Origin of the sequence: Nocardia sp. NPDC058705 (assembly GCF_042749305.1) — a bacterium.
Taxonomy (GTDB): domain Bacteria; phylum Actinomycetota; class Actinomycetes; order Mycobacteriales; family Mycobacteriaceae; genus Nocardia.
This window is the reverse complement of the sequence record NZ_JBHYRN010000005.1, coordinates 35,755-50,822: the sequence shown is the minus strand read 5'-3', so window position 1 is coordinate 50,822 and position 15,068 is coordinate 35,755. Positions and strand designations below refer to the sequence as shown.

The 15,068-nt window shown below is 63.8% G+C and carries 12 protein-coding genes; 7 read left to right on the top strand and 5 right to left on the bottom strand.

Annotated elements, in window-relative coordinates:
- Positions 1–244: 244 nt before the first annotated feature.
- On the bottom strand, positions 245–1,630 hold the full coding sequence (locus ACFW6D_RS09220; RefSeq protein ID WP_379326398.1) for a serine hydrolase domain-containing protein: 1,386 nt from the start codon (positions 1,628–1,630) through the stop codon (positions 245–247).
- A 259-nt stretch (positions 1,631–1,889) separates the two neighbouring features.
- Between ACFW6D_RS09220 and ACFW6D_RS09215 the strand changes: the two genes are divergently transcribed.
- The 3 genes from ACFW6D_RS09215 (at position 1,890) to ACFW6D_RS09205 (ending at position 3,945) form a co-directional block, all read left to right on the top strand.
- A complete protein-coding gene (locus ACFW6D_RS09215; RefSeq protein WP_379326396.1) occupies positions 1,890–2,447 on the top strand; it encodes a hypothetical protein in 558 nt (185 codons plus the stop codon).
- Entirely contained in the window at positions 2,444–2,989 is a 546-nt protein-coding gene (locus ACFW6D_RS09210; RefSeq protein WP_379326394.1) for a hypothetical protein, read from the top strand. The genes ACFW6D_RS09215 and ACFW6D_RS09210 overlap by 4 nt, the downstream gene beginning before the upstream one ends.
- 80 nt (positions 2,990–3,069) lie before the next feature.
- Positions 3,070–3,945: a hypothetical protein gene (locus tag ACFW6D_RS09205; RefSeq protein ID WP_379326392.1), complete on the top strand. Its 876-nt coding sequence runs from the start codon at positions 3,070–3,072 to the stop codon at positions 3,943–3,945.
- An 18-nt stretch (positions 3,946–3,963) separates the two neighbouring features.
- Here ACFW6D_RS09205 and ACFW6D_RS09200 read toward each other — a convergent pair whose 3' ends face one another.
- Positions 3,964–4,503, bottom strand: a complete 540-nt coding sequence (locus ACFW6D_RS09200; RefSeq protein ID WP_379326390.1) for a hypothetical protein — start codon at positions 4,501–4,503, stop codon at positions 3,964–3,966.
- Positions 4,504–4,643: 140 nt separating this feature from the next.
- Between ACFW6D_RS09200 and ACFW6D_RS09195 the strand changes: the two genes are divergently transcribed.
- The gene (locus tag ACFW6D_RS09195; RefSeq protein WP_379326843.1) at positions 4,644–5,924 is read left to right on the top strand and encodes a cytochrome P450; all 1,281 of its coding nucleotides are present in this window, start codon (positions 4,644–4,646) and stop codon (positions 5,922–5,924) included.
- Between the two features lie 262 nt (positions 5,925–6,186).
- On the opposite strand, the gene ACFW6D_RS09190 is transcribed toward ACFW6D_RS09195, so the two are convergent.
- From ACFW6D_RS09190 to ACFW6D_RS09180, 3 genes are all read right to left on the bottom strand, one after another.
- Positions 6,187–6,777, bottom strand: a complete 591-nt coding sequence (locus ACFW6D_RS09190) for a hypothetical protein (RefSeq protein WP_379326388.1) — start codon at positions 6,775–6,777, stop codon at positions 6,187–6,189.
- Between the two features lie 369 nt (positions 6,778–7,146).
- Positions 7,147–7,515 carry a hypothetical protein gene (locus ACFW6D_RS09185; RefSeq protein WP_379326386.1) on the bottom strand — a complete coding sequence of 123 codons (369 nt, stop codon included), beginning with the start codon at positions 7,513–7,515 and terminating at the stop codon, positions 7,147–7,149.
- Positions 7,516–8,650: 1,135 nt separating this feature from the next.
- On the bottom strand, positions 8,651–9,331 hold the full coding sequence (locus ACFW6D_RS09180; protein ID WP_379326384.1) for an NUDIX domain-containing protein: 681 nt from the start codon (positions 9,329–9,331) through the stop codon (positions 8,651–8,653).
- A gap of 192 nt (positions 9,332–9,523) precedes the next feature.
- Here ACFW6D_RS09180 and ACFW6D_RS09175 point away from each other — a divergent pair, with 192 nt between their 5' ends.
- From ACFW6D_RS09175 to ACFW6D_RS09165, 3 genes are all read left to right on the top strand, one after another.
- The gene (locus ACFW6D_RS09175) at positions 9,524–10,597 is read left to right on the top strand and encodes a hypothetical protein (protein WP_379326382.1); all 1,074 of its coding nucleotides are present in this window, start codon (positions 9,524–9,526) and stop codon (positions 10,595–10,597) included.
- A gap of 132 nt (positions 10,598–10,729) precedes the next feature.
- A complete protein-coding gene (locus tag ACFW6D_RS09170; RefSeq protein ID WP_379326380.1) occupies positions 10,730–11,626 on the top strand; it encodes an esterase/lipase family protein in 897 nt (298 codons plus the stop codon).
- A 104-nt stretch (positions 11,627–11,730) separates the two neighbouring features.
- Entirely contained in the window at positions 11,731–14,448 is a 2,718-nt protein-coding gene (locus ACFW6D_RS09165; RefSeq protein ID WP_379326378.1) for a tetratricopeptide repeat protein, read from the top strand.
- Positions 14,449–15,068: the final 620 nt, after the last annotated feature.

Here is a 15,068-nt window from a genome sequence, read left to right as displayed (position 1 = left end):
GTCCACAGACCTCATCTCACAAACGGCCGAAGGCGACCTTGCCCATCACAAACCCTAGACAGCTCCCACCCATTTCGGGTGACGCGGAACACGAATTGTGTTCCCTCACAGCATGATCAATGGAAAGTTGTCTCGCGATGCAACCTCAGTCGAGTCTGGCTTCGACGAGCGGGAACAGCACTCGGCGTTGAGGTCGTAGGCTCGCGTAATCGGCTCGTCACCGAGCATGTCGATGGTCGTCCTTTCACCGAGGCGTTGCCGCCGCGAACTGGCGGCCGATATCTGCCGCCCGGGAGAACAGGTCGGTGGGCAGCGGGCTGCCATGACACACCGCGCTGTCGCAGGCAGTCCGGGTATACGCGCCGGTGCCGAGGAGAATCGCGAGCACATTGTCCTGGTCGAGCAGCAGTGCGCGTTCTTCCGGGGTGGCGCCGACGCGATGGACCGGATCGGGCGGGATGTTCGGATCGTCGAGCGGTTCGGGCTGGTCGTTGATCGCGGCGACGATCCGGTAGAACAGCATCCGGTTGTCGGGATTGCTGGTGCTGGTGAGGAACCCGGTGATGTTGTTCGGATCGAACGTCGACGGCACACCCAGACGCACGATGACCAGGTCGCGACTCGGGATGACGACCGCGAACTGACCGAGCGCGCCGGCGAACGCGACGGTGTCGTGCGGGAGCCCGGGAAAGAGCCGATGGTCATAGTGCGCGGGCATCGGGACATTGGTACCGCGGTAGGTGTCACCGGCGTTGAGCCACCACAGGAAGCCGTAGCCACCATTGGCTTCGGTAGGTGTACTCGCCTGGCGGACATAATCGGCATCGATCAACTGATGCCCCTCCCAAACCCCTTCCTGCAGCACAAGTCTGGCGATCCGGGCCAGGTCGGCCGGGCGCATGGACATACCGCCCGCGACCGCGGTGGTCGCGTCGCGGTCGCGCAGCCAGGACCAGTGATTGCGCGGTATGCCGATCGGATCCATCAATTCCCGCTGGACGAAGTCCTGGTAGTCCTGTCCGGTGGTGATCTCGATGATCTCGGGCAGCAGTGAGAGGACCGCCTGGGCGTACTGGAATGTCGTGCCCGGTGCGAAGTCGACCGGGGAATCGAGCGTTCGCGACACCGTGCCGGTGCCGATCGTCGCGATATCGGCAGGCCAGGAGAAATGCAGGCCGCTGGTCTGGGTGAGCACTTGACGCACGGTGATCCGCGCGTGCTCGGCGTCGGCCTCGGGAAAGAACCGGCCGATCGGGTCGTCGACACCGAAGTACCCCAGCGTCACCGCCCGACCCACGGCCACGGCGGTCACGCCCTTGCTCGCACTGAACAGTGGCATCAACAGATCACCGGTGGGCGAGTGATCCGCGACCAGACAGCCGTGCCGATAGACCTGGATCGCATGGGCTTTGGCGTCGACGCCGAAGTCGATCGCGGCGGCGACGGCCGCGTCATCCATGCCGACCTCGGCGGGCGCGCGGCGTTCGGGCGCGGCGCCGGGCGCGGGCTCAGCGCACTGGACTTGCGCCGCTGCGGCGGGAGCCAGAACCACCGCCGAACTCAACACCAACCCCGCAGCCAGCAGAACCGCATTCCCACGGGCTGACATCAGCCACCGACTGTTGACCATGGTGGTGAGCCTAGATTCCCGGAACCGCCAGGACGCTGACGCGCGCCCAATTTTTGTTTCGGTTCACATACCGCCGAGAACCCGTTGCTCCCCGACTGGCAATCCTCAGCGACCGCGTCCTATGCGTATCGACAGGAACATCGTAGAGCGAGGCCGCCGCCGATTATCGGTCTTCATACCACAAGCCGTGTGCCTCAATCCGTTTGAGAATCAATTTTCGAGGCATAACCGGAACACGAGGCTCATCGAAGGAGAACTTGTGATTTCCGAAATATTGATCATTGCCATCGTCATCGTCGTCGTGCTCGCCGGTGCGGCGCTGCTGGTTCCGCCGTTCCTGCGCCGAAAGCGCCTACGCGACCGATTCGGGCCCGAATACGATCGGACGCTCGAACACACCGAAGGTCGCCGCGCCGCCGAACGTGAACTGTTGCAACGCGAGCGCAGGCACGATTCGCTCGAGCTGCGCGAACTGACTCCCGAACGCAAGAACGAGGTCACCGCGGACTGGGCGAGCGTGCAGGAGCGCTTCGTCGACGAGCCCGCCGACGCCGTCCGCGAGGCCGACCGGCTCGTCACGACCGTCATGGCCGAACGCGGTTACCCCACAGAAGGTTTCGACCAGCAGGTCGCCGACCTCTCCGTCGAGCACGCCGCGACCCTCGGCCATTACCGCGACGCGCACGACATCGCCGTCAAGCAGGCCAACGGCCAGGCGAGCACCGAGGACCTGCGGACCGCCATCGTGCATTACCGCGCGCTGTTCCTCGAACTGACGAACGGCCACACCGCGCACACGAAGGACACCGTCTCATGAGCACCGAATACGACCGAACCACCAACAATGCACGCACCGACGAAAAGCACCACGGTCACCAGATAATCGACGCCGACGGCATCGATCCGGCGGTACCGAAGACATCCGGCACCGTGAACGAGACCAGAACCCCTCGCCACACCGATGCCACCGGTTACGACATTCCTGCGGCGACCCACACCACAGGCGAGACCGACCTCGTCGACCCAACCGGTGCGGAGCCCGAACCGGTTGTCGCGCAGCGTGGTCCGGCCGCCGCCACGGACGAAGACATCGTCCCACTGTTCGACGAACAGTCCCTCAACCGGCTGCGCGGACGTTGGCACGATCTGCAGGGCGAGTTCGTCGACGATCCCCGTGACGCCGTCGCCAACGCAGACCACCTGGTCACCGAGCTGATCCAGGAGCTCACCAGCACCTACGCCGAGCGCCAGAAGATCATCGCGAGCCGATGGTCGGAGAGCCCCGACACCGAGTCGATGCGGCGCGCGCTGCGCAGCTACCGCGCGTTCTTCAACCAACTGCTCTCCCCCACCAGCTGATCCCGGTACAGGCACGTAGAGCGCTTTGCCCGAGCTCTACGTGCCTGCGTTCGGACGCTCACCCGTGCGACAATCGGCCCGTGCCGCTCTCGGATGCCGCGATGTTCGCCGAACATCAAGTCGTCGGCGTCCGAGACGATCCACACGGGCGGTTGAAGTCACTGGAGCATCTCTACGACGACGAATCCCGTTCCCGCCGACTACCTTTCCAGCGCGCGGCGACCGCGTTCATGCACTGGCAGCTGAACCGGGGCCTGCTGCGACCGCCCACCGACCCGCGACCGGGAAGCCCGTGGTGGCGCGCGATCAACGAGCAACTGCTGCGCGACGGCTGGGAAGCGCGAGCATTGGCCCGAGGAGTCAGCGGCACCCCGTCCACGGCCAGCGTCGAACTGACGATCCGCTTCATCGCCGAACCGACCTCGGCGAACTGGTATCGCGCCCACAACTCCAGCATCGTGGCCGGCTATCTCGCCAACCGCGCGCTCGCACAGCAGGAAAGTCGCACCGAGCGGTTCTTCATGAACCTGGTGCTGATCCGGGTGCTGTATGCCCACGCCCTGGTGTCCGCGCCACGCCTGGCGCTCGGTTGGCTCGCGCCGGTAGCACCACTGCTCGGCGATCCGCGACTGGGAATGACCGGCATGTTCCTGTCACTGTCGCGAATTCTGCCCGACCGCTACCCCTTGTCCGACAACGTCGAGACCTACATCAGCGACGAGCACGGCTTCGGCCGCCTACTCGACATCGGCATCATCGCTCCCCGCGTCCACCACCTCTACGCATGGTCGGCCGTCGAACTAGGCCAACCCGAACTCAGCTCGCTGCTCGCCGACGATGTCCCCGTATACGCCTGGCCCACCGACGATTTCGCCCCATGGCACCCGTCCCCGACACGCGCGGCCCGAGCGATCCATCAGATCCTGAGCACCCCACCCTCGGGGATCACGCGCTGAATCCACCGTTCAGGCGAATCAGTAGACCGCACTCCAGTACTCGTTAACCGTCCACGTCACCGCACGGAATTCGGGGTGTTTCGGATCGTCGGTAACGGTGATCGTCGCGCGCGCCAGGTCGATCTTCATCCCATCGGCCACGAACTGCTGACTATTGGCGGTAAAGGTAAAGAAGACACCTTCCAAGGGATCCGGCCGCAGCGCCGGCGCCACCGCCCGCATGACCCGGGTGGCGGACTCGTCCTCACACACGACAAATCGCTGATCGCCGCCCACCTGGGTCCCCTGAAAAGTGCTCACCGGTCGCCCGGTGGTCTGACTGACCAGCAGCACCAGTCGCTCGGTGTCCTTACATCGCGCGAACGAGTTCCGGTAGCCATGCGCGTCGGTGCCGTCGGGCAACGTGCCATCGGTCTGAGTCGGCCTGACCGTCGTGGTGGTGGGCGGCGCAGACGAACGCGGCGAAGTCGCGGCGGTGCTCTCGCCGGAACACCCCACCATCGAACAAACCAACGCAGCCCCCGCCACCGCCCAAAACCCTTGCGGTGCTGAAATCATCCACGAAGACTAACAATCCAGACAAAACACCATTCCGCCGCGCTGCCCACAAAGCAGCGAACTCGTGGACTTCCGAATCGACACCCGGACCGAGCAACTGAGGTTACCGTGGAGTGAGGTGTCCAGGAGAGGACGTCGCCATGTACCCGCCCGGCCCCCGACTACCCCCGATCGCGCAAACGATGCGGTATGTGCAAGCGCGCGAGCGGTTCATGACCGCCACCGCTCGCCGATACGGCGACACTTTCACCCTGCGCATGGTGCCGCCGTACGCCCGACATCTCGTCGTATTCACCCGCCCCGAACACATCCGCGAGATCTTCGCCGCCTCCCCCACCGACCTGCACGCCGGCGAGAGCAACGGCATCCTGCGTCCGTTGCTCGGCGACCATTCGGTGCTCATCACCGACGAAGCCGAACACGCTCGTGCCCGCCGCCTCCTGATGCCCGCCTTCACCGGGCCAGCCCTGACCGGTTACCGCAAGATGATCGAGCAGATCGCCGCCACCCACGTGGAGACCTGGCAGGCCGGTTCGACGGTCCGCAGCCTGGATGCGATGACCGGGATCACCCTCGACGTCATCGGCGAGGTGGTGCTCGGTGTCGCCGATCCGAGCCGCCGCGACCTACTCGGTCCACCCATGCGCCGCATCACCGACATCGCCCCGCTCACCCTGCTCGGTTCCCGCTACCCAGCCCTACAGAACCGCGGCCCCTGGAAACGGTTCCACCACGACCGCGCCAGCCTGGACACCCACCTCTACGCCGAGATCGAGCAACGCCGCATGTCCAGCGACACCTCGGGCGCGGATGTGCTGTCGCGACTGATGGCAACCGGTAGTGGCAACGACACCCCGCTCACCCCAGACGAACTCCGCGACCAGTTGGTCACCCTGCTCGCCGCCGGCCACGAAACGACCTCTGCCGCACTGTCCTGGGCACTACACGAACTGGCCGCCAACCCCACCGAACAGAACCTCGCCCGCCGAGCCGCGCTCGACGGCGACACCGCCTACCTCGAAGCGGTGATGAAGGAAGCACTGCGCTACCACTGGGTCATCGGCGGTGTCGTACGAAAGCTCACCCGCGACATGACAATCGGCGGCCACGACCTGCCCGCCGACACCGTCGTCGCACCCTCGATCCTCCTCGCACACAAACGACCCGAAGCCTTCCCGGACGCGACGTTCCGCCCCGGCCGCTTCCTCGACGGCAGTGTGGCGCCGAACACCTGGCTGCCGTTCGGCGGTGGGGTACGCCGCTGCATCGGCGCGGGTTTCGCGCTGATGGAAGGCGCGGCGGTACTCCAAGAGATCCTCCGCCGCCGCACCTTGTCCCTGCCCGCAACCGCGACCACGCGAGGCCGGGTCCGCAACATCACGCATGTGCCGTCCGACGGGGCACCGATCCTGATCAACTGAACACCGTAAATAGGCGGTGCGACCTACCAATTTACCTACTGGACGGCGACAGTCCGGTACGGCAGAAGCCGGTTCAGGACTGGAGTCCGTTGGTCAGCACACGGGACGCCAGATCGTGCCGCAGAAGAAGTAGTTCAGGTCAGCGGAACCACTGGCGATACACACCGATCGCCGGACACAGGCCGTTATGGACCCAAAGCCGTTGCGGCATAGCTGAACCGAGGACGTAGCGGCCATCGCCGCCGTGGCCGGTCAGGCGTCATCAGCTCTCCAGCTGCCCTCGGATGTGCGGGAATGCGCGTGTCACGTCGGCCAGCGAGGCACCCACCCACACGATCTTGCCGAAACTGTTGTCGGCCACCCACGAACACAGGGCCGTCGAGCCCTTGGCGGTTTCGGCGGTGGCGCACTGGGCGATACCGCCCAATGGGCCCGCATCCACCCTCGTCACGTCACGGGGTGTGGTGCCGAGCGTGTCCGTCAACAGCCGGTCGAGGTTGGTCTCAGGGTTCCGCAAGGACGCGGCCACCACATGGACCATGAGCTCGGGCTGCCCATTCGAGGCGCCGTAGGTGGCGACTACCGAGTCGACATCCGCACCGTAGGTGCTCTTGACCGTCGCGGCCTCATGCTCGATCTCGGGACCGGTCAGACGCGGAAGCCCCTGCAGCACATCTGGTTCGGACAACATCACCGAATCGCTCTCGACGCCGAACAGCGGTTTCAGGTGCTGGAGGCCACCGCCGGCCAGCGTCAACCCGATCACCGCGCCGACCGCGCTCGCGATCAACAGCCACCGATTTCGACGGACGCAGGAGGGCTGATCGGCTATTGCTCGTTCGGCGGTATCCATGGGCATCCTTTCGCAGCGATAGCATCCAGACCACAACCGCAACAACGGAATACGGCTCACATTTGCTGAATCAGGTTCTGCCACATCGCGAACCTGCTGTTGAGCATCGAATGTCGGCTCACCGCCTGCCCGGTACGGCCTGCCGTTCACGCGTAGAGGCTCACAGGTCAAGGGTTGCTCAGCAATGACGCCCCCGGCGCCCTCGAGGTATGACGGGCGCGAGATCACAATGCAGGCCAACCCAGAACAGGGCCACACGGCCACCGGTCGCGATACCACCGACCTCACCGGATTCCGTTCAGCAATCCGCTCACACCTGATGAGCGGCTTGGTGACTGGTCGGGCAGCCCGTCCGTCTTCGTCCGGCCGTCATTGATCGTTGGTGAATGAACCGGGGTCCGGCTCCGGCGGGAGCCGCTCGCTGTCGGGAGGGTAGATCGGCTCCGGACGATCACCGAAAAGGTAGTCGTGGAAGGCCTGCAGGTACTCGTCCAGTTCGCGTTGATCGAAAAACCAAATGTAGGTGGGGTGGAACCACTCCTCCGGTGTTGGGCGTCGCGCGATCACGAAGTCGAGGGCCTCGCGAACTCTGTCCCGATGCTCTGGGTCCGCGGCGAGCTCGGCACGCAGTATCGGGGCGAATCGCCACATCTCGTCACCGAACTCGACGGAGTGCATGTAAATGATCGGCCACAGCAGACGGTCGATGCGCGGGATTTCGTCCCACCACCTGGTCATTGGTTCACTTCCGCCTTCGGTCCCAGTACATCGCGATCAGGTTCCAATCTCCAGTCGGGCCGCGCTCGTATACGGCCAGGATCCCAGTTCAGTGCGTATCGAAGCTGCCAGAACCGTATTCGGCCGGACCACAGCCAGTCGACCGGGCAGAGTGCCGGCGGATTCGTTGTCTGTTGTGGTAGGTCGGGCGGGGACGGCTGGTGTCGTACCCGGCTCTCCTCGGTTGATCGAAGAAGCGGGCCAGAGGAATGCCCGCCTTCGGTCCGCGCACGCACCTTGACTCTACAAAGCGAAATTCAGCAACCACTCCGTCGAAGTGACGGACGCTCAGCACTCGGGGACGTTCACCGACCGCGCTGCTGCGTGATAGAAGTGACGTTCAGCTGGGACTCGTAGCTCAGTGGAACCACCTTCGGTCCCGTTCTGGTCCCGCGCTCCGTGTTGTTGGCTAGCAGGATTTGAACCTGCGACCACTTGGCGCGGGTTCCAGTTGCCCAAACCGCACCCATCACTGCCCAATAGTACTCAGTATCAACATGTTTCGAGAATCCGGACATCTCAACGATACCCATGAATTCCCACCGATTCCGGCCAAAACTGTGGGGTTTCTGTGGGGCGCAGCCAACAGCTTCCAGCATTGCCCTGCGGGTCGGCTGTTCGGGCACCATTGGCGATCAGCTACTCATTCTAGGCTATGTGAGTGCAAAGGATCGGTGGCCCGGGCTCATCCCCGCTCGCGCGGGGAGCACACTAATTCACCTGCGCAAGCCGCCACTACGAGGCCACCGAGTTCGCTAGTACATCGATCGAAGGGCTCAGCGACTCTCTGCCGCTCTGACAGCCAGTTCGAGATTTCTACTGGCGGCCAGGCGACCACCGATGCTCCGACCAGACATTCGATCTGCCGGTCGGTCCGGCTCCCCAATTCGACGTCGTGTTGTCTGAGCCGGACCGGGAGCGACCCGCACGCCGAATGCCCAGGCCAGAGCACGTGCTTGTTCTGGCCGCCAATCCGCGCCAATAACGGCCAGGTCACAAGCATCAAACTGCAGCTCACCGACTTCGCCGACACAGCCGAGAACACCAAAGTCGCAATGCGCCGAACATCGGCCGACAACGGCCCGAGCTGTCGCGCTCAGTCGCGGCGTGCCGAGAGGGTCAAGAGAATAGGACTGCTTAGCTCGTCACCGTCGCCTGCGCGGTAGAGCTTCGCTGGCCGACCCAGTCGCCCCTCCGCTCCCGGGCGAACGTTGCCCGTCTCGACGATGAACTCCGTGGCGTTCTTCACTTTTCGGTGGAAGTTCGCCCGATCCAACTCGAGTCCCCAAACTGCCTCGTAAACCGCGCGCAACTCACTGATCGTGAACTCTTCGGGGCAGAAGTTCGTGGCGATCGTCGTGTAACGCAACTTGTTCCGAGCCACTGTCACAGCGTCGGCGAGGATCTGGGCGTGGTCGAAGGCCAGGATGGACTCATCGGTCAGCAATGTCGCTGTCGGCTTCCAAGTCGCGGCCCAGGCATCGGAGTCGCAATGGGAGTGCGGGATGGGTAGGTCCGGGGCGACTGCTAGGAACGGAAAGGTGACGATGCGTCCGCGGGGATCGCGGTCGACGGCGTCGTAGTAGCTGATCGGTTCCAGCGGCAGCGATCCGCCGTCCAGACCGGTTTCCTCCAGCAGCTCCCGACGCGCGGCTTCGGCGGCCGTCTCGCCGTGATGGATGAATCCACCCGGCAACGCGTAGCGGCCCCGATACGGTTCCGTTCCACGCTTGACGATCAGAACCTGCAACACGCCCTCGCGTATGGTCAAAACCACCAGGTCGGCGGTCGTTCGAGGGCGGCAGTAGTCGGTTGCAGCTTCGGGAGGCACCCTACACACCGTAGTAGATCAACTTTTTTTCGTCAGCTTGACACATATGACTTGTCGATTAATCTTGTAATCGTGATAAGTCGCTGCGCGTCGAACCTCGACGCCCGGAAAGCCGGAACTTTTGGGGAGAAGCAGAGTATGGAGTCGACCCGTGTGCTGGTCGTCACAGTCGCTGATGTCGAGCGCGACGTGATGCTCGATCTCCTCGAAGAACGCACGGGTCGACACATCCGAGCCGATTACGCCGGCGCGGTGCCAGTGTTCGCGGCGGGGGCGATCAACGAGGTCGAACTCTTCGTCGTGCAAGCGGGTTCGCAGGGATCCGGCGGCGGGGCGGGGGCGCTTGCCGTCACAGCAAGCGCGGTGCGCCAGATCGCCCCGGACTACGCGTTGATCGTGGGCATCTGCTACGGACTGCGCCCCGAGACCCAGCGATTCGGCGACATCCTGGTCTCCGAGCGGATCCGCGACCTCGACCACGGCAAACTCGTCGAACTCGACGGCCGCATCGAAGAACACCTGCGGGGTGAGACCGTCATGCCCTCGACCCTATTGCTTAACGCCGCGCGCGCCGCGGCGCGCACCTGGACGCGGAAATCCGATGCGCCTGTTCGTGTCGGTCTCATGCTGGCGTGGAACAAACTGGTCGACGCTCCGCCCGTGGTCGCCGAACTCCGGCGGCGCCACCCCGACGCAATCGGTGGGGACATGGAAGGCATCGGGTTCCATGCTGCGGCTCGATTGGGCGGCGTGGAATGCCTTCTTATCAAAGGCATTTGCGATTTCGCGGCCGGAAAGACTGACGAAGCCCAGCCGCTCGCCGCGCGCAATGCGGCGGAATTCGTCCTCCACCTCGTCGAGGACGGCGCCCTGTCCTCGTCTGCGGCCCAGCGCCGCGGCGGCAGTGGTCAAAGGTCGGCTCCGCAGGGCGAGGACGATTCCGCGGAAGGCATCCGTCAGTCCGTCACCGGGTCGGAGGTGGGCGGCGGCGTCATACAGATCTCCGGTGTCCGCGGAAGTGTGCATATCCGCCGAGGGGCCGGTGACGAATACACCGCTCTGTCACCCGCCGCACCGTCGGCGGAATATGGCACCTCTGAGCCCACTCCACCCGATCCGACAGCTCTTTACGGCCAGTTCGTGACCCGCAGCCGGATCAGCGGCCAGGTGGACCAGATCCACGATGTCGGCGAGCTTGACATCGACCGGTGAGCTTGGCGCGCGGTCAGGTGCAGTCGGCGCCCGCGCTAGCAATATAACGAGACCGCTGGCACGGACCCCGTCGAAACGGTCGCAACGGCTCCGGCTCTAGATGGGCCAAAGCCCGAACGATGGGACGAATAGATGATGGATGCGACGCTCGTGCTGGTGCACGGCTTCTTCTCGAATGAACGAACCTGGGACCGTTTCGCCGAGGTGATCACGGCCGACGGGGAGTTGGCGGGCGTGACGATCAAGCGGTTCTCCTACGCCACTCCTGTGCTACGGCTGGGTCCGCTCCGGCGGATACCGGATCTGGCGGACATGGCGTCGAGTTTTCGCGAATGGCTTCGCGGCGAGCCGCAAGACCGGCCCGTGGTGATCGTTTCACACAGTATGGGCGGCCTGGTGGCGCAGCGATTCCTGGCCGAGCGACTACGCGCGGGGCGGCTCGACGAATTGTCGAACATCGTCGGCGTCGTCATGTTCGCCTGCCCGAATCAGGGGTCGGACCTTCTTCGCGCACTGCGCCATTCGATGCGCTGGTGGTCACATCCACAGGAACGACAACTGCGCCCCCTCAACGAGGAGGTGACTGCGGCCCAGCAAGTGGTCATCGAACGCATCGTGCACTGCGCATCCGCGCGGGTGCCGGGTGTGCCGATCCCGATCTGGGCGATCGCGGGCGAATCCGACGGCGTGGTGCGCTCCGGATCGGCGACCTTCGTCTTCGACGACGAACGTCGCTTCACACTCCCCGGTGACCATTCCACCGTCATCCGTCCCGACTCCACCGTCCACCGCAGCCACCTAACCTTGAAACGCGCCCTCGCCGAAGCACTCCGACCGTTCGCAGCGAGAGACACAACGCCGACATCGCTGTCTCCCGCACCGCCGCCGGAACGTACGAGCGGGCCGATACCTCGAATCGCCCAGTCCATCGCCGACAGCACCATCGGCAGCGACGCCGTCCAGATCTCCGGTGTGCGCCGAAACGTGCACCTTAACCCGCGCCCCACCGGGACGCCCACAGATCGGTAAGTCATGACAGTTCAGGCGCGACCATCCTCACTGGTCGATCGAGTAGTCGATGAAGATGCTTTCCTCCGAACGGGCCGACCCGGTTGTGACATCGAAGTCGAACGATGACCGGATGGCATGGGCCCGTAGCAGGGCAGTCCGTTACCGGCATCGTCGTGTTCGGCGATGTCGTCCAGATCTCGGGTGTCTCGGGCGATGTCGTCGTCGCTACCGGACGACCGCCGTACCGGGTCGAATCATTCTCGGTCGCGCCTGCTGCCCTGTCGCCGTCGACAGCACGTCGCCAACCCAGTAAATTGCTCCATCCCCGCTATCAGCTGGTGCCCTTCACTGCGCGCGGCAGCGAACTCGACGGTGTGGCGGCGTGGTTGGCCGCCGGAGATCCGGTGTCCGCGTATATGTTTCGCGGTCCGGGCGGGCAAGGCAAGACGAGGCTCGCTACCAAGATAGTCACCGACGCGCAAGCCGCGGGCTGGGCGGTCTGGCGTGTCACCAATACCCCGGCATGGACAGGAGAGAGCCGAAGCACCTTGACCGGGCAACAAGGTGTGCTGGTCGTCGTCGACTACGCCGACAGGTGGCAGCCGACCGATCTGCTCGGACTGGTCGCCGATATGAACGCGTTGTCCCTGCGCACCGGCCTGGTTGTGCGTGTTCTAATGCTTGCCCGCTCCGCAGGCTACTGGTGGACCGCTGTATCGGATCGGATCGACAGTGAGTTCAATATCGACAGTCACACGCACCACCTGCTTCCACTGGGCGAGCAGATCGACCGGCACGAACTGTTCTACGATGCGGCGAAGTCCTTCGGCTCAGCACTGGAAGTTCCATCGAACAACGTCGACGCAGAGGTCTTCGACCTGGACTCGCCCCCTTTCGCGACGGTTCTGTCTATTCATATGGCCGCACTTGTCAGCGTCGACATGTCGAGCCCTGCGGCCATCCCGACCGATCCGCATGCTCTGTCCGCCCATCTGCTGAAACGAGAGCGCGCGCATTGGTTTTTTCTTCACGCGCGACCAGAAGGGCGACGGGGGACACCTCCCGAAGTGATGAACCGGGCAGTAGTCACATCCACGTTGACAGGATCGCTGCCTCGTCTTGACGCGCGCGCGGCACTCGCGGCGGTGGGACTGGCCGATTCGCAACACCGTGCCGACTCGATCATCGATGACCACACGTACTGTTACCCGGCGACAGAGACGCATTCCGTCTTCGACCCCCTGCAACCGGACCGACTCGGCGAAGACCTCATCGGGCTCAGTACCCCCGGCCATACGTTCGCCGAGTGGCAGCCGGACGACTGGAGCATTTCCGCGCCCGAGTCACTCGTGTCCAGTGGTACGAAGGCGCCGATCTGGACATCCCATGCTGTCACTGTCTTGGTGGAAACCGCACATCGTTGGCCGCACATCTTGACAGAGGTTCTCTATCCGCTCGTTCGGCATCACCCACATCGTGTCATCAGCGCAGGTGGCCAGACCTTGACCAGGATCGCCGAGATACCCGACATCGAGCTCGAGATACTCGAGATACTCGATGACAATCTCCCGAATGGCCCCCATGTCGAGTTAGATCTCGCAGCAGCAGTTTTCAGTACCGCACTCTTAGAAAGGAGACTGGCGACAAGAACGGATGACGAACCGCTCGCAAAGTTGTTCAATAAGCACATATTGAGGCTCTATCGTGCCGGAAAGTACGCCGAGGCGGCAGACGCGGCGGCGCAAATAGTAAGCTCCTGCCGCGACGCCTATGAGAATCATGCCTCCGACAACAACGCCTTCGAGCTGAAACTCTCCTTGAACAACTACGCGATCGTGCTTCATCTTTCCGGACAGACGAGTCGAGCCGTCGAAGTATCCGCGGATGAAGTGCGACTCGCGCGCAGGCTCGCGACCCGCCAACCTGTCACTCTGCCAGATCTCGCCGCGGCGCTGGACAACCACAGCACCTTCTTGAGTGAAGCTGGGCGCGATGAGGACTCGATTCCAGGATCGATCGAAGCGGTCGAAATCTACCGTAGCCTTGCTGGAGGCACGGCGGACGTCGCAGATGCCGAACAGGTCCTCGCGGACCTGGCGCGTGCCCTGGACAACCACGGTCGCCGACTCAAGAGTGTCGGACAGTCGGCCGAAACCGCTCCGCTCATCAAGGAAGCCGTCGAGATATTCGAAGGCCTTGCTGCTCGCGAGCCCGCCACTTACCTCCCCGACTACGCGCTCGCGCAGAACAATCTCGGAAATGCTCTGATTCGAGCCGGGCTACAAGATGAGGCACTTGTCTATACTCAGAGGGCCGTCGCCCTGTATCGCGACTTGGCCCGCGCAAATCCCGACGCCCACCTCGTCGGCCTTGCCATGTCGCTGGCGAACCACAGTCACGCGCTCGCCGAGTCAGAGGCCCATGGCCTGGCACTCGACATGCAATTCGAAGCAGTGGAGATACGACGGAAACTCGCGCTGGATCGACCGAGCGCGCAACTCGGAGATTATGCGATGTCGCTGAACAACCTGGGGATGCGTCTTCGGGATGTGAGACGTCACGACGATGCCGTTGCATCAGGAGAAGAGTCCGTAGCTCTTTTCGAGCAATTGGTCAAATCGATGTACGAAGCGCACATCGCATCGCTGGCGATGGCGCGAAACAATCTTGCGATTCATCTGTCCGAAACGGGTCGTGGACGCGATGCCTTGCCCCTCGCCGAAAGTGCTCTGGCAATCCGTGCCAGCTTGGCAAGTAAATCCCCAGCCGTGTATCAGGACGCCGTCCGGGACTCCCAAAATACCCTCGCGTTCATCAGGACGAAGCTGACGGAGAAATAGGGTTCGCGTATACGGTCCCGGGACGTCATCGTTCGATAAGGCGGGCGGCGGTCTGAAGCGCAATCCTCCCATGCCGCGCCGGCGGCGCCGAGACCTCCGGCCCGCAGTTCGGGGACCACTTGCCCATCCCCGGCTTCATCGACGGTCGCGAAATCCGACGAAAGCAATCGGTGCCGATTTCACCACGAGCGGCGTCAATCTGTGGCTGTCCGTTCGTGGCTACTGGGTGGTCGGTCCGCGGTCGAACGCAATCGCAGCCTTTCGACTTGGCCGGTTCCTGGCGCTGTACGCGGGCGTCACATGGAGCGCGGCGACCGACAAACGCCGGTTCGCCCTGACCTGGGTACCGAATCGATGGATGCAAGCGGGTCGATCCAGAATCCGGCGACGTTCTCGGCGCCGCGTCGGAGGACGAGATCGAAGCGCTGAAGTACCTCGACGGGCACGCGCTCGCGATGCCCCCTGGAGCAGCCAACCCGATTGCGAACCTATTCGAGTAGCCCGATAGGTCGAACGAGCGCGCCCCCCGTATCCCTGATACGGGGCGCCGTACTGCGGGTACGTACATGTCTACGACATGCTCCTGCGATCGGCAACGGAATGGCCTGCCCAATCTGTCA